Here is a 20,193-nt window from a genome sequence, read left to right on the forward strand (position 1 = left end):
TGCCCCATGGTCCGCCTGCAGTTCTCGGTTGAGCTCGCCTACGAGGTCACCGCGCCCGGCACGGACTTCGTTTTCAACATCGAGGCCGCGCGCACGCACCACCAGCGCGTGCTGGCGGAACACCTGAGCATCAGCCAGACGCTGGTGCCGCAGGCGCACGTGGACCCGATCACGCACAACCGCTACCTGCGCCTGCAGGCGCACCCCGGCGCGCTGCGCGTGCGCTATGACGCGACGGTGGACCTGGCCCACCACGCGGTGGCCCCCGAACTGGTGGGCGAGGTGTGGGTGGCCAACCTGCCGGGCGCCGTCCTGCCCTACCTGTATCCGAGCCGCTACTGCGAGTCCGACCGGCTGCAGGGCTTTGCCCTGCAGCATTTCGGCGGCCTGTGGCAAGGCTACGGCCGCGTCATGGCCATCCGCGACTGGGTGGCCGGGCATGTGGCCTTCCGCTCGAACACCTCCGACAGCCACACCTCCGCGGTCGACACCCTGGCCGGGCGCGAAGGCGTGTGCCGCGACTTCGCGCACCTCATGATCGCGCTGTGCCGCGCCGTGAACATCCCCGCCCGCTTCGCGACGGGCATCGACTACGGCGCCGACCCGGCACTGGGGCCAACCGACTTCCACGCCTATGTGGAAGCCTATCTCGGCAACCGCTGGTACATCTTCGATCCCTCGGGCACCGCCATTCCCATGGGCTTCGTCCGCTTCGCCACCGGCCGCGATGCGGCCGACGCGGCCTTTGCCACCATCTTCGGCCGGGTCGAGAGCCATGCACCGCGGATCCGCATCGACGCCGTGCCCGACGACGAAGGCCATCTGGTGCTGCCCCGGCACCGCGCCGAAGCGCTGTCCACGGACGCGGGCGCCCACTGAGCCCCTTGGCGCAAAGAGGCATCACCCCGACACGCAAGAAGCGCATACTGTCGGCTTCAGGTCAAGAAAGCAGCCATGGATCAAACCTCGGTCTTCCGGCACCAGCAGTACGAACTGCTGTGCAGCGCCAAGGCCCTCGACGGTGGGACGTTCACCCCGGCACTGGTGATCGTCAAACAGGTCTGGCCCACCCGGCCGCGGCAGATCGCCGTCGACCGGTGCGACTTCCCGACCGCCGCGGAAGCCATCGATGCCGCCCAGAAACGCGGCATCGAATGGATCGGGCACTACGGGTAGCCGGCGGACCCGCCGCGCGAGCGCAGCATGGATGGCCCGGCCAAGACGACTGGATGGCGCCATGCCCAAACCCCTCCGGACCAAGGCGCAGCTGAGCCTGCTGCTGCAGGACTCGCTCGAGGCGCTGCCCGAAGTGATCGACTACCGCCGCCGCCATGCCGGCGCGGCCATCTACTTCGTCGGCCTGAACGCCACCCAGCGCGACACCCATGGCCGGAACTGGAACTGCCGGGACACCTGCGCCGAGTTCCCCCGGCCGCTCTCCCGGCCGGCCCGGCGGCAGCTCGACGCCTTGCGCGAGATGTATGACTTCAAGGCTTAGGCCGCCTGCCCCACGCCGCCCGACGCCGAGGCCGGCAGACCGAACACGCGGTCGAACGCCCAGCTGAACACGAAGGTGTAGATCAGGAAGAACACCACCAGCCCCAGGTCCATCACCAGGGCCTGCCACAGGCTCACGTTCAGCCACCAGGCGATCAGCGGCACCAGGAACAGCACCAGCCCGCCCTCGAAGCCGATGGCGTGCGCCACGCGCCGGCCCAGGCTGCGCCCGCGCACCGCCTGCCGGGCCTCCCAGGCCTCGAACAGGTGGTTGAACACCAGGTTCCAGGCCACGGCCACGGCCGAAGCCGCCGCCGACAGCACGCTCGCATGGGCCACCCCCTGGCCCGAGGCCGCCGCCAGCGCCACGCTGCACACCGCGATCGCGATCGCCTCGTACAGCGCCACGTACACCACTTTGCGTTTGATCCCTTGCACGGCTGTTGTCCTTTCAAAACCGTAAAAACGAATGACTTGAGGTGACTGTATGGCTAATAATCTGATACATAAAGTCAGATACTTTCAGTTTTTCTGATAAATGAGCCTCAACAGCGACGACGTCGAACTGTTTCTCGCCGTGCTCGACCACGGCTCGTTCTCCGCCGCGGCGCGCGCGCTGCGGCGCGTGCCCTCGGCCGTGAGCATGGCCATCGCCCAGATCGAAGCCGAGCTCGACCTGCCTCTGTTCGATCGCAGCGGCCGCGAGCCGCGCCCCACCGAGGCCGCCCGCGCGCTGGAGCCGCAGGCCCGGCTGCTGGCCGGCCAGCTCCGGCAGCTAAGGGCCGAGGCGCTGGCGCTGACGCAGGGGCTGGAGACGCGGCTGGCGCTGGCCATCGCGCCCGAGCTGCTGTCGGCGCCCTGGAGCGAGCCGCTGGCCGCGCTGGCGCAGGACTACCCGCTGCTCGAGGTGGAGGTGCTGGTGGCGCCGCAGGCCGACGCGCTGCGCCTGCTGCACGAGGGCTGCGTGCAGCTCGCGCTGGTGTTCGAGCGCCCGAGCCTGGATGGCCGGGAGGATTTCCAGGAGCTCGGCAGCGAGACGCTGGTGGCGGTGATGGCGCCCACGCACCCGCTGCTGCAGACCACGGCCGTGCTGGGCGCCGAGCACCTGACCACCACGCGCCAGGTGGTGGTGGCCGGCCGCGACATCGGCCAGACCGACCCGCGCTTCGTGTTCTCGCGCCAGCACTGGCGCACCGACAACCACATCGCCGCGCTCAGCCTGATCCGTGCCGGGCTGGGCTGGGGCTGGCTGCCGCGCGGCCTGGTGCAGCCGCACATCGCGGCCGGCACGCTGGTGGAGATTCCGCTGAAGAACCTGACCAACCAGCTCGAACTCTGGGTTGACGTGGTGTGGTCCAAGGAGCGGCCGCTGGGGCTGGCGGCGCGGCGCTTCATCGAGCACATGAAGGCCGGCCGGCCGGACCCGGCGCCCGGTTGAGCGAGCCGCCGGCTGAGCGCCGGCGGGCGGCTACGCGGCTTCCTTGTAGAAGAACTCGCGCTGCAGCGAGCGTGCCGGCAGCGGCGCCACGGCCTCGCGGATGGCGCCGATGTGCTCGGGCGTGGTGCCGCAGCAGCCGCCCACGATGTTGACCAGGCCCTCGGCTGCGAACTCGCGCACTAGGCGCGAGGTGACCTCGGGCGTCTCGTCGAAGCCGGTGTCGCTCATCGGGTTGGGCAGGCCGGCGTTCGGGTAGCAGCTGATGAAGGTGTCGCCCGCGACCTTGTTGAGTTCCTGGATGTAGGGCCGCATCAGCGCCGCGCCCAGGGCGCAGTTCAGGCCGATGGCCAGCGGCTGGGCATGGCGCACGCTGTGCCAGAAGGCGGTGACGGTCTGGCCCGAGAGGATGCGGCCGGAGGCGTCGGTCACGGTGCCGCTGATGATCAGCGGCAGGCGCTCGCCGCTGGCCTCGAAGAATTCGTCGATGGCGAACAGCGCGGCCTTGGCGTTGAGGGTGTCGAAGATGGTTTCCACCAGCAGCACGTCGCTGCCGCCCTCGACCAGCGCCTCGACCTGCTCGTAGTAGGCCGCGCGCAGCTCCTCGAAGCTCACGTTGCGCGCGCCCGGGTCGTTCACGTCGGGGCTGATGCTGGCGGTCTTGGGCGTGGGGCCAAGCGCGCCGGCCACGTAGCGCGGGTGGTCCGGCGTGCTGAACTTGTCGCAGGCGGCACGGGCGAGCCGGGCCGACTGCAGGTTCATCTCGCGCGCCAGCTCGGCCATGTCGTAGTCGGCCTGGGCGACGGTGGTGGCGCCGAAGGTGTTGGTCTCGATCAGGTCGGCGCCGGCCGCGAGGTAGCCTTCGTGGATGTCGGCGATGACGTCGGGGCGCGTCAGCGAGAGCAGCTCGTTGTTGCCCTTGACGTCCTTGTGAAAGTCCTTGAAGCGTTCGCCGCGGTACTGCGCCTCGTTGAGCTTGAAGCGCTGGATCATGGTGCCCATGGCACCGTCGAGAATGGCGATGCGGCTGGCGAGAATGGCCGGCAAGGCCTGGGCGCGGGTGTAGGCGATGGGCTTCATGGTCCCCGTATTGTAGGAAGCCCCGCTTTTCCCCGGACAATAGAGGGCATGAAGAACCTGCTCCCCCCAGAGGCCTGGGCCCTGATCCAGCAGCAGCCCGACGCCTTGTTCGTGGACGTGCGCATGGAGATCGAATCGTTGTACGTGGGCCGCCCGCCCGGCGTGGAGAACATCCCCTGGTACGAATACCCGGACCTGACGCCCGACCCGGCGGCCTTCGCCAGGGCCGTCGAGCGCGAGGCCGGCCGCAAGGACCGCACCGTGGTGCTGATCTGCCGCAGCGGCAAGCGCACCACCGACGCGGGCCGGGCGCTCGAGGCCGCCGGCTTCACCGACGTGGTGAACGTGGTGCACGGCTTCGAGGGCGACCTGGACCACGGCTTTCACCGCTCCACCGTCAACGGCTGGCGCCACGACGGGCTTCCCTGGGAGCAAATGTAAGTCAAATCGGCCAAATGTCCGCGTCCCGCGGTCGTTTTCAGCTATTAAATTCATAGCATTTTGACCCTCCCCGAATCCATCCTGCACGAAGTCTTCGGCTACGCGCAGTTCCGCGGCCCGCAGGCCGCCATCGTCGACCACGTGATCGCCGGCGGCGACGCGCTGGTGCTCATGCCCACCGGCGGCGGCAAGTCGCTGTGCTACCAGATCCCGGCCATCGCGCGCCAGCGCGCGGGACAGGGCGTGGCCATCGTGGTCTCGCCGCTGATCGCGCTGATGCACGACCAGGTCGGCGCGCTGCACGAGGCCGGCGTGGAAGCGGCCTTCCTCAACTCCACGCTCAGCGGCGAGGAGGCCAACGCGGTCGAGAAGCGCCTGCTGCGCGGCGAGGTGACGCTGCTGTACGCCGCGCCCGAGCGCGTGACCACGCCGCGCTTCCTGGCCCAGCTCGACGCGCTGCACGAGCGCTGCCAGCTCAGCCTGTTCGCGATCGACGAAGCGCACTGCGTGAGCCAGTGGGGCCACGACTTCCGGCCCGAGTACCGCGCGCTCACGGTGCTGCACGAGCGCTATGCCGGCGTGCCGCGCATCGCGCTCACCGCCACGGCCGACGCGCTCACGCGCGCCGACATCGTGGAGCGGCTGCAGCTCGAGGAGGCGCGCCAGTTCGTCAGCAGCTTCGACCGGCCCAACATCCGCTACACCATCGTCGAGAAGAAGGACGTGACCACGCAGCTGCTGCGCTTCATCGAGCGCGAGCACGCGGGCGAGGCCGGCGTGGTCTATTGCCAGTCGCGCAAGCGCGTCGAGGAGCTGGCGCAGACGCTGAGCGAAGCCGGCGTCGCCGCCCTGCCCTACCACGCCGGGCTTGACGCCGCGGTGCGCCAGAAGCACCAGGACCGCTTCCTGCGCGAGGACGGCATCGTGATGGTGGCCACCATCGCCTTCGGCATGGGCATCGACAAACCCGACGTGCGCTTCGTCGCGCACGTGGACATGCCCAAGAACATCGAGGGCTACTACCAGGAGACCGGCCGGGCCGGGCGCGACGGCCAGCCGGCCGACGCCTGGATGGCCTACGGCCTGCAGGACGTGGTGAACCAGCGCCGCATGATCGACGAGAGCCCGGCCGGCGAGGACTTCAAGCAGGTCATGGTCGGCAAGCTCGACGCGCTGCTGGCGCTGGCCGAGGCCATCGACTGCCGGCGCGTGCGGCTGCTGGGCTACTTCGGCGAGACATATCCGCACGCCTCGCCCGACGCCGGGCCGCCCCAAGGCGGGCGCGGCCCCCTCGGGGGGCAGCGAGGACACGAAGTGCCGAGCGTGGGGGCCACATGCGGCAATTGCGACAACTGCCTGACGCCGCCGCAGGTGTGGGATGGGACGGACGCCGCGCGCAAGCTGCTGTCCACCATCTACCGCGTGCAGCAGCACAGCGGCATCAGCTTCGGCGCGGGCCACATCATGGACATCCTGCGCGGCAAGACCACCGAGAAGGTGACTCAGTTCGGGCATGAGCGCCTCAGCACCTTCGGCCTCGGCGCGGAGTTCAGCGAGCAGCAGCTGCGCGGCGTGCTGCGCCAGCTGATCGCCACCGGCGCGCTGGCCGTCAATGCCCAGGCCTTCAACACGCTGCAGCTCACCGACGGCTCGCGCGCCGTGCTCAAGGGCGAACTGCCGGTGATGCTGCGCGAGTCGACCGCGGCGCCCGCGCGCACCCGCACGCGCCGCGACAAGGCCCCGCCGGCCGTGGCCGCCGCGCTCGGCGAGGAGGCCCAGGCCCGCTTCGCCGCGCTCAAGGCCTGGCGCGCCGAGGTGGCGCGCGCCCACAACCTGCCAGCCTACGTGATCTTCCACGACGCCACGCTGGCCGCCATCGCCGCGCTGGCGCCGCGCACGCTGGACGACCTGCAAGGCGTGAGCGGCATCGGCGCCAAGAAGCTCGAAGCCTATGGCGGCGAGGTGCTGCGGGTGTGCGAGGGGCCGTTCTAGGAACGCAGCCCGCCCCGCGGTGGCGATTCATCAGAAGCTGTGCCGGACTCCCAGCTCGACGCCGGTGCGTTTGGTACTGTCGTTGAAACGGACGTTGGCATAGTTGCCATACAAGGTGGTGCGCTTGGACAGCGGGTAGAAATAACCGGTCGACCACTTGCGATCATGCTGGCTCCCGTTGGCCAACGTGTAGCGTTCGATCAGCCCGCGCAGCTCGCCCCCGCCCAGCACCGCCGTGAAGCCCAGCAGGAGGTTGCTTTCCTTGTTGCCCAGGCGCTTGCCGCTGACATAGGAGAACATGGGCTTGATGAAGCCGAAGTTGTACCAGGCGCCGATGGGCGTGGAGTAGTGGCGGTCGTTCCAGCGCTGGTGTGCAATGCCCGCGTAGAACGGGCCGCTGGTGTAGGTGAGGCTGCCGCCTTTGGAGTCCGCCGTGCCGGGCGTTTCGGACAGGGCGTACTGGGCCCGCGCCTGAAAACCGCCGAGCACCGGCGACGCATAGGTGATGCTGTTGCTGGACTTGAAGCTGTAGAAGTCCTGGGGGGCGGCCGGCAGTCCCGCCGGCGCCGGCGCTCCTGTCGGGTTGACGCGCAGATACGACCAGGGGCCGGCCTGGCCCATGGTGTCGCCCTGCCATGGATCGAAATCCAGGGTGATGTACAGCGCGGGCTGGTCGATGCGGCCGAAGTCGATGCGCCCATAGGCGGGATTGGAGATCCCGACGGTGGAGCGTCCATCGAAGTAGGTGAGCGCAGCGGTTCCGTCATCCCCGTTGAAGGTCGCATCCAGGAAGACGTGGCCACGCCATCCGCCGCCCAGATCCTCGTCGACCCGGATGCCCCAGCGGTTGCGCGATGCGGGCACCATCAGCAGGGCGTCGTTGGTCGACATGCCGCCCGGCCCGGACTGGGTCGAGTTGCCTGCCGTCTTGCGCAGGCTCAGGTCGATGCGGCCGAAGATCGTCACGGACGATTGCGCCTGTGCGCAGCCGCAGACGGCCGCGAGAGCGAGCGGCGCAAGTTTCCAATTGTTCATGTCTGTCTCCTCGTTATGTAGCGTCATGGACGGGCGCCAGTCTGCGGCGCGGTGGCCCCTGCCGCAATCGCAAATCCCGGCTATCGGTTATGAGTGCCGCTCATGCGGCGCCCGGGCCTTCGGCTGCCGCGTAGCGCGCCTCGACCGATGTGTGGCGGCCGAGATCGAGAATGGTGTTCATCTGCCCGAAGGTGACCTGGGGCGGGTAGGCCGCTTCATCGTCGGCGCGGTGCGCCGCCAGGTGCTGTTCGATCGCATGGGCGACGCTGAACAGCAGGGTCGGGTCGGTGACGATCCGAAAGCCGATGTCACGCACTTCGGCGCGGCTGAGGTAGGCCATGTGGTTCTCCTGGCCCCGCGAGTTGTTGCCCCAGGTCGCCACCTCCATGGCGCGCACGAAGCGGCGCATCTCGCCGACGTCCTGCAGCGCCTCCATGAAGACGATGTCGGCGCCCTCCGCCTGGAAGTCCAGGCAGCGCGCGAGCGCCTCCTCGAAGCCCAGCAGGCGCCGGGCGTCCGTGCGCGCGAGGATCACGATGTCGAGGCCGCTCTCGCGGCGCGCATCGACGGCGGCCCGGATCTTCATGCGGGCTTCCTGCCGTGAAACCACGGCGCGCGGGCCGATGTGGCCACATCTCTTGGGTGTGATCTGGTCTTCCAGCAGCAGCCCGGCGGCGCCGGCGCGGGCGAATTCGGTGACCGTGCGCCGCGCGTTCATGGCGTTCCCATAACCCGTGTCCGCGTCCGCGATGAGCGGGAAGCCGGGCAACGGGCCGCAGATGTCGCGCACCTGCGCTGCAACCTCGGTCTGGGTGCTGTAGCCGATGTCGGGAAGGCCCAGGCGCGAGGCGGACACCCCGTAGCCGCTGAGGAACGCCAGCGGGTAGCCCGCATGGGCGATCATCCGGGTGGACAGGGCGTCATAGCAGGCGGGGATGAAGTGTGTGTCGGGGCGTGCGAGCAGCTCCCGCAGACGGGTGACGGCGTTCATGGATTCTCCGGATTCAGGGGGTGGCGGCGGTGAAGCCAATCGCCTTCACATGGGCGCGCATCGCGTGGTACTCGGACTTCAGGCGGCGCGTGAACGCCTCCGGGTTGAGGGGCAGGGACTCCATGCTGAACTTCGACAGAAACGCGCTGTCCCTGGCCAGTTCCTGGACCACGCCGGCAAGCCGTTCGGTCTGGGCGGCGGGTGTCTTGGCAGGCACCCAGACGCCGTTCATGTCCGTCATCACCAGGTCCGGGTAGCCCAGCTCGAGGAACGTCGGCACGTCCGGCAGGAAGACCGAGCGCTTGCGGCCCGAGGTCGCCAGGGCGCGCAGGCGGCCTTCCTTGTGGTTGCGCACCACGGCTTCGTTGAGCGCGCCGATGGTGGCGGGGATCTGGGCGCCCATCAGGTCCTGGAATGCGGCCGGCCCGCCGCGGTAGGGAACATGGTCGATCTGGGTCTTCGTGGCGCGTGCCAGCATGTAGCCCACGATGTGCGGGCCCGAGCCGATGCCTCCGGTGCCGTAGCGCGCGACGCCCGGGTCCTTGCGTGCCAGCTCCAGGTACTGGGCGAAGGTCGCAGCGGGGAGCCCGGCATGCACCGTGAACACGTAGTCGAGGTCGCTGATCGCGCCCGCGGCAGAGAAGTCGCCGAAAGGATCGAACAGCGGCTTCGCAAAGGCATGAGGCAGGATGGTCATGACCGAGGCAGGCCCCAGCAGCATGGTCATGCCGTCGGCAGGCGCGGCCTTCACATACTGCAGCGCCACCAGTCCGCCGGCGCCCGGCCGGTTCTCGACGATGGCCGTCTCGGCATAGCCGGTCGACCGCAGGAGGTCGGCCAAGCGCCGGGCCAGCACATCGCCCTGTCCACCGGCCGCGAAACCCACCACGATGCGCGCGGAGTTGCCCTGCGCCTCGCTGGTGAGTGGAGCGAAGGCGGCGGCCGCGGCCGCGCCGCAGAAATGTCTACGTTTCATGTTGTGTTGTTTCCTCGAGGTGGCGGCTCAGGACAATCCGTACAGTCTCGCCGCGTTGCCGTAAATGATCTTGTGGCGCTCGGCCTGGGGCAGGTGGTCGAACAGCTTGTGGATGTAGGACTGCGAGTCCGGCCAGATGCCATCGGGATGCGGGAAGTCCGATGCCCAGAGGATGTTGTCGTACCCGGCGTGCTGGAGCACGGGGATGGCCGACTCCTCGGTCTGAAAGGACGCATGGCACTGGCGGTACCAATAGTCGGACGGCCGCAGGGACAGCTTGATGGTGTGGCGAAACTCCTCGTCGTAGCTCCAGTTGAGCCGGTCGAGGATGTAGGGAATCCAGCCGATGCCCGATTCGGCGAACACGATGCGCACCTGCGGGAAGCGCTCCAGCACCCCGCCCATCACCAGCCCGGTCAGCACGCGCGCGGCGCGGAAGATCTGGCCGCAGGCAAAGGCCGCGCCGCGCGCACCTTCCCTGGTCACGGCGTCCCAGCCCGTCATGTCCGGCATCTCCGGCCCGAAGGTGTGGAAGTGCACCGGCATCCGCGTTTCATTGGCGAACGCCCAGAACGGATTCCAGTCGGGGTGGTAGTACGGTTTCGCGGTCGGCGCGGCCGCGGCCATGTCCAGCCCGCGGTAGCCTCCCGCAGCGGCGATGCGCATGGCTTCCTGCAGCGCCATCTCGGGCGTGTGGCAGGGAATGTTCGCCAGTCCGAGCAGCCGGCTGGGCGCATAGGCGCAGAAGGTGCGCAGCCAGTCGTTGTAGATCCTGAGCATCACGACCGAGGCCTCGTCGTCCTTCAGCCGGTCCGACATGCCCAGGATGCCGTACAGGACCTCGCCGTCGACGCCGTCCAGCGCCTGGTCCCTGACCCGCAGTTCGGGGGTCGAGATCCGCCGGATGCCCTTGGCCCCGTCGGAAAACAGGCCGTGCTCAGCCATCCGGTCCGCCCGCTGGATCTTGCCCGGCTCATAGGGCCGGCCCGTTGCGCCGAGCGCGCAGGCGAAGCCCAGGTGCAGGCCCGAACGGGTGGTCCAGCGGGGGCCCTGGGCGGTAGGTTCCTGGAACGGCATGCGGTCGCGGAATGCCGCGGGAGCGTTCTCGGTGAACAGTTCCGGCGGCAGCCAGGACATGTCGATGTGCGAATCGGCGGAAATGCAGCGTTGTTTCATGGATTACCTTGTCAGTGGGAGGCGGGAGCGGCCGCGAGGCCGAGTTTCTTGGGCGCCCATTCCACCCAGACGTCGAAGTCGGGCCTGGTACGCACATCCACGAGGTAGAGGCCGCGCAGCTTTTCTGGCGTGATCCGGAAGTTGTCGAGATCCTCCTTGGTGCGCAGGGTCTCGCCGGCGCCGCCAACGGCGCGGGCAAGCGCCTCATACGAGCGGTACTCCCACTGCGCGGCGGCCATGCTCATGGTGTGGCCGTCCCTGCGGAGGTGGCTCAGGTGGCGCGACTCGGAGCCGTACTGCGCATCGTTCATCACGATGACCAGCATCTGGCGGTGGTAGCGGGTGACCGTATCGAGCTCCTGCGCGTTCATCAGGAAGCCGCCATCGCCGCACACCAGCACCAGCGGCCGGTCCTGCGCCGCGTAGCCCGCTCCGAGCGCCGCCCCGATCCCCAGGCCGATCGAGGCGAACCCCGATGTGTAGAGGTAGCTGCGCGCATCGCGCGCCGGCAGCAAATGGTGCAGGGTCTCGATGCAGCGCCCCCCGTCAGTGACGACCATCCTGTCTTCAGGGAGATCGCGGTGCAGGCGCTGGAACAGCGTGCGTGGATCGATTCCGGTGCTGTCGCTCACGTCGTCGCTGGCACGGTGCGGGTAGAAGCTGGCGATCTGCGCGCTCAAGGCGGCGGCGGGCGGCCTTGCCGGGATGTCCCGGGCGCACAGTTCGGCGAGCAGCGCCTGCGCGGTCAGCCGCGCGTCGCCGATCACGGAGACGTCCACGCGATGGAAATCGGGCGTGTTGAGCAGATGGCTGTCCACGTGGATCACCGGCTTGCCTTCGAAGAGCTTCTGCCGCTTCGTCTGCAGGTTGTTCAAGGAGGCGCCGAACACCAGCACGCAGTCCGCGTCGCGCAGCCAGAGGTCCGTCTGAGGATGGGAGCAGACCCCGACCAGGCCCACGTCCGGCTGGTCGCGGTCGAAGAAATTCTGGGCCAGCATGCTGTGGCAGAAGGCCGCGCCCAGGTGCTGTCCCAGCGACTGGATGGCCTCTTTCGCCTCCGAATGCACCGCGCCCTGGCCGACCAGGATGGCCGGCATGCGGGCCCGGCTCAGCAAGTCCACGGCGCGCGCGATGTCCGTTGGGGCGGGCGCAGCGCGCGGCAAGTCCAGCAGACCCGGGCCCCAGGGCGCGTCATGGCTGGCGAGTTCCTTTTCCTGATGGTCGTTGTAGATGCCCACCACCTGGGGCTGGCGCGTCTGGTAGGCCAGCTTCGTGGCCCGCACGAGCGTGCTCGCGATTTTTTCCGGCTGCTCGACCTGGTGAAAGGCGGCGCCCGTGAGCTCCACGAAGCTGCGATGGTCCATGCGCTGCGGGGCCGTCGGATTGGACAAGGCCGGAATCCCGATCAGCAGCACGACCGGCGAGTTGTCCCGTGCGGCTGCCGCCAGCGCGGTGAATGCGTTGCCGATGCCGGGGCCGTGGGTGGTGGTGGCCAGGCCGACGCGGCCCGAGGCCCGGGCGTAGCCCGCGGCGGCGTTCACGGCGCTCGCTTCGTGGCGCACCGACACATACTCGAAGAGCGCGCGATCGACGCCGTGGCAGAGCCAGGGCAGATTGCCGGCGCCCATCAACCCGAATACCTGGCGGAACCCCAGCTCGGCCACCGTGCTCGCGATCAGTTCGAAGCCGTACATGGGCCGGCTCCTCAACGCACCGCCAGGACCTGGCCGAAGAACACCTCCACCGTGACCTTCTCGGCGATCATCCAGACGCCGTTCTCGCGCCTGAACTTCATGTGGTACTCGCCGATCGCAGGAGCGCCGATCGAAGGCACCGGCCCCCGCAGCGGATGGCCGCCGTCGTTGATCGCCCCCACGAGATAGCAGGTGGTGGACGCGTTGTTCTCGTCGTGCAGCTCGAAGATGATGTTGGTGATCAGATGCCGCACCAGGCGGTCCTTCGGCCGCATGGAAATGCCGGCCAGGACTGCGTCCTTGCCGCGCAGTTCGCCACGGGACGGGCTCTTGTACAGGCAGTCCTGCGAAAACAGCGCGAGCATGCTGGCGTAGTCCTGGTAGTCGTAGTACCGCGTCATGCGGTAGATCAATTGCTCGATCTCGGTCTTGGCTTCTAGGTATGACGGGCTCATTCTTGGTGCTTTCGTGGTTTCAAGGTTGGATGAAGAGGGTGTGTAGCGGGCCGCCGTCTTCTGCATGCTGCAGGACCTGGCCGGAGAAAATCTCCACGGTCCGCTTGCGTGAAATCAGCCAGCGGCCATCGACGCGCCGGAAGGCAAAGTGGTATTCGGCGAAGGCGGGCGGGCCCACCTGCGCAACGGCGCGCGTGACCGGGTGGCCGTGGTGGTTGATGTAGGCGGTCACGTAGCACAGGCCCTGGGCGCTGTCCCGGTTCAGCAGATCGATGACGGTGTTGCTCAGGACGTGGCGGACCAGTCGATCGGGCTCACGGTCGCGCATCAGCTGCAGGATGGCGGCGCGCCCGCAAACATCGCCGCGCCAGTTGGCATAGTGGGCGTCTTCGGTGTAGAGCGCCACCATCTCGGTGTATTCGTGCAGCTCATAGTGCCGGTTGACACGCGACATCAGCTCCGAAAGTTCGGCTTTGGCGCTCAGGATGTCGATGGGTTCGAGTGACATGGTGTGTTCGATGCAAGACAGTGCATCGCAGTATCCAGGCCGCCCTGGTGCCGCACAACCGCGCGCCGGGACTATGCGATATGAGCCGTGTTCATACGCTCTGCCGGGGCGGCCTGGCGTTTGCCGGGATGTCGGCCGGTGGCAGGCCCTTGGCGCGCACACGGCGGCTGGGGCTGCCACGCAGTAAAGGGCTTGCGCCGTCCGCTCCGAGCGTTGGGCAGGAGGTCCGCCTGGAATGGGGATGGCGGATTTCAAGTAGATTACTGGCGTGCGGGCGGATTTGCGGCCGTGCGAAGGATTGGCCATGCAAGGCATGCGCGCGAACGGTGGCGCACCAGTCCCTAGAATGATTCAACTGCTCAACCATCGGCCCGCGGCGACGCGCGGCGGGCCGGCTCTCCTTCCAGCACACGCCTATGCACCTCCGGGATCTCGATCTCAACCTGTTGAAGGTGTTCGATGCCGTGTACCGGCTGCGAAGCGTCAGCCGTGCCGCCGATGCGCTGGGCCTGACGCAGTCCGCGGTCAGCCATCGGATCGGGCAGCTTCGCGTCATCCTCAAAAGTCCGCTGTTCCTGCGCGTGCCCAGCGGGGTCAAGCCGACGCCGAAGGCGGATCGGCTGGCCGTCGCAGTGCAGATGGCGCTGGCCACGCTGGAGCGCGCGGTGGAGGAAAGTGAACAGTTCGACCCCGCCCTGTCTCACAAGACCTTCCGCTTCCACTTGAGCGACGTCGGCGAGCGCGCGTTCCTGCCGCGCCTGTCCCGGGCGCTGGAAACCGCGACGCCCAACATCACCCTGGCATCGTTTCAGTTCCCCGATGCCGAGATCGAGAGCGCCCTGCACGAGGGGGCGATCCATTACGCCATCGGGTATCTGCCGCAGTTGGTTGGCTGCCATTCGCACCTCCTGCTGGAAGACACCTACGGCCTCGTGGTGCGCACGGGCCATCCGGTGCTGGACGAGCTCGCGGCGTCGCCGGGTTCGGTCGAACCCTTGCTGAAGCTGGAGTTCGTGGTGAGCAAAGCGCACGCGCATGGCTTGCGGGTGCTGGAGCAGTTGGGCGCCGCAAGCCGCGTGCGTGTGACGACCTCGCAGGAGGCCGCTGTGCCGTCCATCGTGCGCGAGAGCGGGCTGGCGGGCATCGTCGCGTTGCGTTGCTCGCAGGCACTGGGCGCGCTGGACGGCTGCCAGGTGGTGCCGACGGCCATCACGCCGGTCTCATGCAATGTGTCGCTCTACTGGAGCCGCCGGTTCGACGCGAACGTCGCCAACGGCTGGCTGCGCGCCCGCCTGCTGGAACTGTTCCCGGCCTGAAGCGCGTCCTGCGGCGGCTGTATGAATGCCGTCGATGTTGCTTATGAGGGCCTTCAGGAACGCCCCTCGGGGGGCGCAGCATGCCAAACTCGGTGGCACTCTCCGCGACCGATGAAGCCACTCTCCCTTCCTGACGTGCTGACCCCGCTGCGCCAACCCGCGTTCCGCCTGCTGTGGCTGACCTGGGCGGCGGCGAATGTCTGCATGTGGATGAATGACATGGCCGCCGCCTGGCTGATGACCTCGCTCACCACGTCGGCCACCATGATTGCCCTGGTGCAGACGGCCGCCACCCTGCCGGTCTTCATGCTCAGCATGCCCAGCGGCGTGCTGGCCGACCTGTTCGAGAGGCGGGCCATCCTGATTGCGACGCAGGTGTGGGCCGCCGCGGCCGCGCTGGTGCTGGCCGCTGCCGCCTCCACCGGCCACCTGGAGCCGCACCTCCTGCTGGCGCTGGTGTTCGCCAACGGGGCGGCCCTGGCAATGCGAGGCCCGGCCTTCGTGGCCACCGTGCCGGACATCGTCAACCGGGCCGAATGGCCGAAAGCGTTCGCGCTGACCGGCGTGGCATCGCATGGGGCGCGCATCGTCGGGCCCATCGTGGCCGGCCTCGTGATCGGGGCTGCGGGTGCGGGTGCCGTCTTCGCGCTCAACGCCGCCATTGCGATGCTCACCGCGGTGTCGCTGTGGCGTCTGCGCGGCCTGAAGCCCGTGCGCGCCCTGGATGCGCAAGCCTTGCCCAGAGAGCCGTTCTTCACGGCCTTGCGGGTCGGGTTGCAGTACGCCGCCCACACCGACAGGGTGAAGATGATCCTGCTGCGAGTGCTGGCTTTCTACCTTGCGGCCGTGGGCTTGCTGGCGCTGCTGCCAGCCGTGGTGAAAGGCCGGTGGATGGGCGGAGCGGGCACCTACACCGCCATGTTCGCGGTGATCGGAGCGGGTGCGATCGCCGTCACCTGGCTGCTGCCCCGCCTGCGCGCGCGCGCCAGCGACCAGCAGCTGCTGGCCGCTGCCGTGCTGGGGTATGCGGCGGCCCTGGCGATCGTGGCTATCGCGCCTCAGCCATGGCAGGCCGCGCCTGCCCTGGCCCTCGCGGGCGCTGCCTGGATGCTGGCCAGCAACCAGTTCATCACCGAACTGCAGTCCATCCTGCCGTCCTGGGTGCGGGCGCGGGGCGTCTCCTGCTACCACACGGTCCTCATGGCCGGGAACGCGGGCGGAGCGCTTCTGTGGGGACGGCTGGCCGACACCACCGGCCTGCGCACCAGCCTGCTTTGCGCCGCAGTGGCGACTGCGGCGCTGGTCGTGCTGATCGCCGTGACGGACCGCGCGTCGCTCGAGGAGGACATCACACCCGATGCGTTTCAGCCCGTTGCCGGCGGCCCGGTGGCCACGGCGGCCAGCGGCCGCGTCTTCACCACCATCGAATACCGCGTGGCCGCGCGGGACCATGCCGAGTTCTGCGGCCTGATGCAGGCGACACGCAAGTCACGGCTGCGCTCCGGCGCCCTCGGCTGGAAGCTGCTGCGCGATGCGGCCGACAGCACCCATTTCGTGGAAGCCTTCTCGGACGTGTCGTGGACCGAGATGCGGCGCCGCATGCAGCGCTCGGTGGCGCATGACAAGGCACTGCGCGACCGCCGGCACGCGCTGCATATGTGCCCCGGCAAGCCGCGCGTGCGGATCCTGCTCACGCAGCCGCATCAAACGAGCCAAACATCCTAGGGTTTTTACCTAGATTCAGCAGCCCGGCTGGTCAGGTTGCTTAAAAGCGCGCAAGCCTACAGTCCGATGACAACTCTGCCATCGGAGGCCCCGCCATGAAGCCCGCCCTCGCCACCCAGCCGGCCTCGTCCAAGTTCGCCACCGTCCTGCGCGTGACCGGCGGCAACTTCATGGAGATGTTCGATTTCTTCCTGTTCGGCTTCTATGCCACGCAGATCTCCAAGGCTTTCTTCCCCGCGGGCAACGAGTTCGCCTCGCTGATGCTGACCTTCATGACCTTCGGCGCGGGCTTCCTGATGCGGCCGCTGGGCGCGATCTTCCTCGGCGCCTACGTCGACCGCGTGGGCCGCCGCAAGGGCCTGATCGTGACACTCGCGCTGATGGCCGTCGGCACGCTGCTGATTGCCTGCGTGCCGTCCTACGCCACCATTGGCCTGGCGGCGCCGCTCTTGGTGCTGATCGGGCGGCTGCTGCAGGGCTTCTCGGCCGGCGTCGAGCTGGGCGGCGTGTCGGTCTACCTGTCGGAGATGGCCACGCCCGGGCACAAGGGCTTCTACGTGAGCTGGCAGTCGGCCAGCCAGCAGGTCGCCATCATCGTGGCGGCGGCGCTGGGCTACTGGCTCAACGTGACCTTCAGCCCCGCCGAGATTTCCGACTTCTACTGGCGCATCCCGTTCTTCGTCGGCTGCCTGATCGTGCCGGTGCTGTTCATCATCCGCCGCTCGCTGCAGGAGACCGAGGAATTCATGGCGCGCAAGCACCGGCCCGACGCGCGCGAGATCTTCCGCTCGATGGTCAGCAACTGGGGGCTGGTGATTGCCGGGATGATGCTGGTGTCGATGACCACCGTCTCGTTCTACCTGATCACGGTCTACACCCCGACCTTCGGCAAGAACGTGCTGCACCTCTCGACCACCGACGCGCTGGTGGTGACGCTGTGCGTGGCGGTCTCCAACTTCTTCTGGCTGCCCGTCATGGGCGCGCTGTCGGACCGCGTGGGCCGCAAGCCGCTGCTGGTCGTGTTCACCGTGCTCACCGTGCTCACGGCCTACCCGGCGCTCAAGTGGCTGGTCGCCGCGCCCGACTTCGGCCGCATGCTCGAGGTGGAGCTGTGGCTGTCGTTCCTCTACGCGAGCTACAACGGCGCGATGGTGGTGGCGCTGACCGAGGTGATGCCAGTGAACGTGCGCACCGCGGGCTTCTCGCTGGCCTACAGCCTGGCCACCGCGATCTTCGGCGGCTTCACGCCCGCCATCGCCACCGGGCTGATCGAGTGGACCGGCGACAAGGCCGCCCCGGGCTGGTGGATGACGGCCGCCGCCACCTGCGGCCTGATCGCGACGCTGCTGCTCTACCGGCGCGGCGCGGGGCGCACGCCGGCGCTTGGCGCGCTCGCGTGAATGCTATTTAATTTATAGCTAACAATGACCACGGGACAAGGACCTCTGGCACTTTTCATTGCAAAAACCCGATGCCGCGCGCCTCGCGCACCTCGGGCTTGATGCGGTGCTCGGCTTCGAGCTGGGCCAGGAACTCGTCGGCATCGAACTCGACCGCCAGGATGTCGGTCTGGCGCTTGACGGCCGCGAAATCGCCGGGGCACAGCTGATCGAGCCGGGCCAGGCGCGCCAGCAGCTCGCCCGTCAGCCGCGCGCCCTCGCCGGCCAGCGCCTCGGTGACGAACATCTTCTCGCGCTGCGCGGCGGTCAGCGGCTTGAACCGGATCTTGAAGGTGAAGCGCCTGAGCGCGGCCTGGTCGATGCGGTCCAGCAGGTTGGTGGTACAGACGAAGATGCCGGCGAAGCGTTCCATGCCCTGCAGCATCTCGTTGACCTCGGTCACCTCGTAGGTGCGCTGCGCGCCGCGCCGGTCCTGCAGGAAGCTGTCGGCCTCGTCCAGCAGCAGCACGGCCTTCTCGCTCTCGGCCTCCTGGAACATCGCGGCCATGTTCTGCTCGGTCTCGCCGACGAACTTGCTCATCAGGTCGCTGGCCTGCTTGATGATCAGCGGCCGGTCCAGCTCGCGCGCGATGTGCTCGGCCAGCGCGGTCTTGCCGGTGCCGGGCGCGCCGTAGAAGCACAGCGTGCCGTGGCCGCGCGCCTTCAGGGCCTGCACGATGCGCGGCACCTCGAAGCGCGACTCGACGTTGAGCATGTCCAGGTCGTAGGTGGTCACGTTGCGCCGGCCCTGCAGCTCGCCGGCGCGGTTGCCCAGGGCCAGGTCGGCGTTCCTGAGCTGGCGCTCGATCAGGCCTTCGAGGTGGCCGCCGTCGGACTGCGCCAGCCCGGCAAACCGCACGGCGGTGCGGATCTGCGCGGGCGTCAGGCCCTTGCGCCCGGTGAGCTTGGCGACGAAGGCCTCGGACACGGCCACGCCTTCGAGCGTCTTGCGCACCAGGCCTTCGCGCGCGCCCGGCGGCGGGCTCTTGAGCTCGAGGTGGTAGGCGAAGCGGCGGCGAAAGGCCGGGTCGATCTGCTCGATGCGGTTGGTCACCCACAGCGTGGGCACGGCGTTGGATTCGAGAATCTGGTTGACCCAGGCCTTGCCGCTCACGCTGCCGTTGCCGGGCGCCACCACCTGCTCGGCGCGCGCCATGAGCTGCGCCGCCTCGCTGGAGATCGGCGGGAACACGTCCTCCACCTCGTCGAACAACAGCGCCGCCTGCGCGCTGCCCTTGAGGAACACCTGCGCGATCTGCAGCGAGCGGTAGCGGTCGCGCCCGCTGAGCGAGTTGCCGTCGCGGTCGGCGTACTCGACCTCGAACAGCTCCAGCCCCGCGGCCTGCGCCACCACCTTGGCCAGCTCGGTCTTGCCGGTGCCGGGCGGGCCGTACAGCAGCACGTTGACGCCGGGCTCCTTGCGCGCCACGGCGTTGCGCAGCAGCGCGCACAGCACCTGCGCGTCGTCCTCGACGAAGCTGAAATCGCCCAGGGCCAGCGCGCTCTTGGCCGAGGGCCGGGTGAACACCGCCATCAGCTCGTTCTGGTCGCGGTACTCGCGCATCAGCACCGGCGGCAGCTTCTCGCTGACCTTCATGAGATCGGCCAGGTCGGTGATGTTGTGCTCGGAGATCAGGTTCTCGACCAGGCCGATGCGCTCCAGCCGCGAGCCCGCGCGCAGCGCCTCGCCGACCTCGGCGGCCTTGACGCCGGCCACCTCGGCGATGGCGGCGTAGGCCTCGGGCGCGTTGTTGACCTTGAACTCCACCAGGATCGAGCGCAGGTCGCGCTGGTAGCGCGCCAGCGTGCCGTACAGCAGCAGCGCGCGCTCGGCCTTGTTGAGCTGCAGCAGGCTGGACAGCGCGTCGATGTTCTTCTCCACCAGGGTGGACTGCTTCTTGAGCGCCTGCGTCAGCCAGTCGCCGGTGACGCCCAGCACCGACAGCAGGTCCTTGGGCTGGTCCTTGGCGTACTCGTCGAGGTAGAAGAACAGCGTGCCCTCCTCGTAGGGACCGCGCCAGACGGCGTGGCGCGCCAGGAACTCGCGCGTGTCCAGGCTTTCGTGGCCGCGCCAGAACTCGTTGCCGCTGCAGCGGCGCAGCAGGAACTCGCGGATGCGGCCCAGCACCGGCACCGGCCACACCAGGTGCCGCCCGGCCAGCGACAGGAGGCCGTTGAGGTCGCGCCGCACATTGAACTTGCCGCCCTGCTTGGCCGCGAGCGTCAGCACAAAATGCGAGCACATCAGGTCCAGCACCGGCGCGTCTTTCAGCCCGGGAGAGGGGAGCACCTGCAGGTCCTGTAAACGCTTGGCCATTGAAGAGCCTCCGGCAACGACGTGCTTTGATTCCACGATAACGCAGACTTACCGCTTATGGAAGACGCTGATGGTGTGAAAACCACCACATTTACGCCACCTTTGCGGGGCTTTAC

Annotated in this window: 19 protein-coding genes; 9 read left to right on the forward strand and 10 right to left on the reverse strand. The window is 68.4% G+C overall.

The window, feature by feature from the left end:
- Positions 1-6: 6 nt before the first annotated feature.
- The 3 genes from MMF98_RS19955 (at position 7) to MMF98_RS19965 (ending at position 1,498) form a co-directional block, all read left to right on the forward strand.
- Entirely contained in the window at positions 7-879 is an 873-nt protein-coding gene (locus tag MMF98_RS19955; protein WP_243308959.1) for a transglutaminase-like domain-containing protein, read from the forward strand.
- Between the two features lie 75 nt (positions 880-954).
- A complete protein-coding gene (locus MMF98_RS19960; protein WP_243308961.1) occupies positions 955-1,176 on the forward strand; it encodes a hypothetical protein in 222 nt (73 codons plus the stop codon).
- A 61-nt stretch (positions 1,177-1,237) separates the two neighbouring features.
- Complete coding sequence (locus MMF98_RS19965) at positions 1,238-1,498, forward strand: hypothetical protein (RefSeq protein ID WP_243308962.1); 261 nt, start codon at positions 1,238-1,240, stop codon at positions 1,496-1,498.
- On the opposite strand, the gene MMF98_RS19970 is transcribed toward MMF98_RS19965, so the two are convergent.
- The gene (locus MMF98_RS19970; RefSeq protein WP_243308964.1) at positions 1,495-1,935 is read right to left on the reverse strand and encodes a PACE efflux transporter; all 441 of its coding nucleotides are present in this window, start codon (positions 1,933-1,935) and stop codon (positions 1,495-1,497) included. The two genes, MMF98_RS19965 and MMF98_RS19970, sit on opposite strands and share 4 nt — an antisense overlap.
- A gap of 100 nt (positions 1,936-2,035) precedes the next feature.
- On the opposite strand from MMF98_RS19970, the gene MMF98_RS19975 reads away from it, so the two are divergent.
- On the forward strand, positions 2,036-2,935 hold the full coding sequence (locus MMF98_RS19975) for a LysR family transcriptional regulator (RefSeq protein ID WP_243308966.1): 900 nt from the start codon (positions 2,036-2,038) through the stop codon (positions 2,933-2,935).
- Positions 2,936-2,965: 30 nt separating this feature from the next.
- Here the strand turns inward: MMF98_RS19975 and MMF98_RS19980 are convergent, their stop codons facing one another.
- Entirely contained in the window at positions 2,966-4,012 is a 1,047-nt protein-coding gene (locus MMF98_RS19980; RefSeq protein WP_243308968.1) for a homocysteine S-methyltransferase family protein, read from the reverse strand.
- 48 nt (positions 4,013-4,060) lie between these two features.
- Here MMF98_RS19980 and MMF98_RS19985 point away from each other — a divergent pair, with 48 nt between their 5' ends.
- Together MMF98_RS19985 and MMF98_RS19990 are read left to right on the forward strand one after the other, a co-directional pair.
- Complete coding sequence (locus MMF98_RS19985) at positions 4,061-4,453, forward strand: rhodanese-like domain-containing protein (RefSeq protein WP_243308970.1); 393 nt, start codon at positions 4,061-4,063, stop codon at positions 4,451-4,453.
- A gap of 60 nt (positions 4,454-4,513) precedes the next feature.
- On the forward strand, positions 4,514-6,445 hold the full coding sequence (locus tag MMF98_RS19990; RefSeq protein ID WP_243308971.1) for a RecQ family ATP-dependent DNA helicase: 1,932 nt from the start codon (positions 4,514-4,516) through the stop codon (positions 6,443-6,445).
- 30 nt (positions 6,446-6,475) lie between these two features.
- Here MMF98_RS19990 and MMF98_RS19995 read toward each other — a convergent pair whose 3' ends face one another.
- The 7 genes from MMF98_RS19995 to MMF98_RS20025 form a co-directional block, all read right to left on the reverse strand.
- Positions 6,476-7,480: a porin gene (locus MMF98_RS19995; protein WP_243308974.1), complete on the reverse strand. Its 1,005-nt coding sequence runs from the start codon at positions 7,478-7,480 to the stop codon at positions 6,476-6,478.
- A gap of 100 nt (positions 7,481-7,580) precedes the next feature.
- Positions 7,581-8,471: an isocitrate lyase/PEP mutase family protein gene (locus MMF98_RS20000; protein WP_243308976.1), complete on the reverse strand. Its 891-nt coding sequence runs from the start codon at positions 8,469-8,471 to the stop codon at positions 7,581-7,583.
- Between the two features lie 13 nt (positions 8,472-8,484).
- On the reverse strand, positions 8,485-9,447 hold the full coding sequence (locus MMF98_RS20005; protein ID WP_243308978.1) for a Bug family tripartite tricarboxylate transporter substrate binding protein: 963 nt from the start codon (positions 9,445-9,447) through the stop codon (positions 8,485-8,487).
- Between the two features lie 27 nt (positions 9,448-9,474).
- On the reverse strand, positions 9,475-10,623 hold the full coding sequence (locus MMF98_RS20010) for an amidohydrolase family protein (RefSeq protein ID WP_243308980.1): 1,149 nt from the start codon (positions 10,621-10,623) through the stop codon (positions 9,475-9,477).
- Between the two features lie 11 nt (positions 10,624-10,634).
- Entirely contained in the window at positions 10,635-12,317 is a 1,683-nt protein-coding gene (locus MMF98_RS20015) for a thiamine pyrophosphate-binding protein (protein ID WP_243308982.1), read from the reverse strand.
- Positions 12,318-12,328: 11 nt separating this feature from the next.
- Positions 12,329-12,772 carry a nuclear transport factor 2 family protein gene (locus MMF98_RS20020; RefSeq protein WP_243308985.1) on the reverse strand — a complete coding sequence of 148 codons (444 nt, stop codon included), beginning with the start codon at positions 12,770-12,772 and terminating at the stop codon, positions 12,329-12,331.
- A gap of 19 nt (positions 12,773-12,791) precedes the next feature.
- Positions 12,792-13,280 (reverse strand): nuclear transport factor 2 family protein, encoded by a 489-nt coding sequence (locus MMF98_RS20025; RefSeq protein ID WP_243308986.1) that lies wholly within the window; start codon positions 13,278-13,280, stop codon positions 12,792-12,794.
- A 416-nt stretch (positions 13,281-13,696) separates the two neighbouring features.
- Here MMF98_RS20025 and MMF98_RS20030 point away from each other — a divergent pair, with 416 nt between their 5' ends.
- From MMF98_RS20030 to tcuC, 3 genes are all read left to right on the forward strand, one after another.
- On the forward strand, positions 13,697-14,596 hold the full coding sequence (locus tag MMF98_RS20030; protein ID WP_243308989.1) for a LysR family transcriptional regulator: 900 nt from the start codon (positions 13,697-13,699) through the stop codon (positions 14,594-14,596).
- 111 nt (positions 14,597-14,707) lie between these two features.
- Positions 14,708-16,321 (forward strand): MFS transporter, encoded by a 1,614-nt coding sequence (locus MMF98_RS20035; protein ID WP_243308991.1) that lies wholly within the window; start codon positions 14,708-14,710, stop codon positions 16,319-16,321.
- Positions 16,322-16,416: 95 nt separating this feature from the next.
- Positions 16,417-17,721 (forward strand): MFS transporter, encoded by a 1,305-nt coding sequence (tcuC, locus tag MMF98_RS20040; protein WP_243308993.1) that lies wholly within the window; start codon positions 16,417-16,419, stop codon positions 17,719-17,721.
- 55 nt (positions 17,722-17,776) lie between these two features.
- Here tcuC and MMF98_RS20045 read toward each other — a convergent pair whose 3' ends face one another.
- Positions 17,777-20,077 carry an ATP-binding protein gene (locus tag MMF98_RS20045; protein ID WP_243308995.1) on the reverse strand — a complete coding sequence of 767 codons (2,301 nt, stop codon included), beginning with the start codon at positions 20,075-20,077 and terminating at the stop codon, positions 17,777-17,779.
- Positions 20,078-20,193 lie beyond the last annotated feature (116 nt).

The sequence above is a fragment of the Variovorax terrae genome (assembly GCF_022809125.1).
Classification (GTDB): Bacteria; Pseudomonadota; Gammaproteobacteria; order Burkholderiales; family Burkholderiaceae_C; genus Variovorax_A; species Variovorax_A terrae.

Excerpts from the sequence above, each read along its gene's own strand:
- MMF98_RS19965 (WP_243308962.1), top strand. The coding sequence starts at position 1,238 with ATGCCCAAACCCCTCCGGACCAAGGCGCAGCTGAGCCTGCTGCTGCAG.
- MMF98_RS19985 (WP_243308970.1), top strand. The coding sequence starts at position 4,061 with ATGAAGAACCTGCTCCCCCCAGAGGCCTGGGCCCTGATCCAGCAGCAG.
- MMF98_RS20015 (WP_243308982.1), bottom strand. The coding sequence starts at position 12,317 with ATGTACGGCTTCGAACTGATCGCGAGCACGGTGGCCGAGCTGGGGTTC.
- MMF98_RS19995 (WP_243308974.1), bottom strand. The coding sequence starts at position 7,480 with ATGAACAATTGGAAACTTGCGCCGCTCGCTCTCGCGGCCGTCTGCGGC.
- MMF98_RS20035 (WP_243308991.1), top strand. The coding sequence starts at position 14,708 with ATGAAGCCACTCTCCCTTCCTGACGTGCTGACCCCGCTGCGCCAACCC.
- MMF98_RS19975 (WP_243308966.1), top strand. The coding sequence starts at position 2,036 with ATGAGCCTCAACAGCGACGACGTCGAACTGTTTCTCGCCGTGCTCGAC.
- MMF98_RS20030 (WP_243308989.1), top strand. The coding sequence starts at position 13,697 with ATGCACCTCCGGGATCTCGATCTCAACCTGTTGAAGGTGTTCGATGCC.
- MMF98_RS20010 (WP_243308980.1), bottom strand. The coding sequence starts at position 10,623 with ATGAAACAACGCTGCATTTCCGCCGATTCGCACATCGACATGTCCTGG.
- MMF98_RS19980 (WP_243308968.1), bottom strand. The coding sequence starts at position 4,012 with ATGAAGCCCATCGCCTACACCCGCGCCCAGGCCTTGCCGGCCATTCTC.
- MMF98_RS20005 (WP_243308978.1), bottom strand. The coding sequence starts at position 9,447 with ATGAAACGTAGACATTTCTGCGGCGCGGCCGCGGCCGCCGCCTTCGCT.
- MMF98_RS20045 (WP_243308995.1), bottom strand. The coding sequence starts at position 20,077 with ATGGCCAAGCGTTTACAGGACCTGCAGGTGCTCCCCTCTCCCGGGCTG.
- MMF98_RS20000 (WP_243308976.1), bottom strand. The coding sequence starts at position 8,471 with ATGAACGCCGTCACCCGTCTGCGGGAGCTGCTCGCACGCCCCGACACA.
- tcuC (WP_243308993.1), top strand. The coding sequence starts at position 16,417 with ATGAAGCCCGCCCTCGCCACCCAGCCGGCCTCGTCCAAGTTCGCCACC.
- MMF98_RS20025 (WP_243308986.1), bottom strand. The coding sequence starts at position 13,280 with ATGTCACTCGAACCCATCGACATCCTGAGCGCCAAAGCCGAACTTTCG.
- MMF98_RS20020 (WP_243308985.1), bottom strand. The coding sequence starts at position 12,772 with ATGAGCCCGTCATACCTAGAAGCCAAGACCGAGATCGAGCAATTGATC.
- MMF98_RS19955 (WP_243308959.1), top strand. The coding sequence starts at position 7 with ATGGTCCGCCTGCAGTTCTCGGTTGAGCTCGCCTACGAGGTCACCGCG.
- MMF98_RS19960 (WP_243308961.1), top strand. The coding sequence starts at position 955 with ATGGATCAAACCTCGGTCTTCCGGCACCAGCAGTACGAACTGCTGTGC.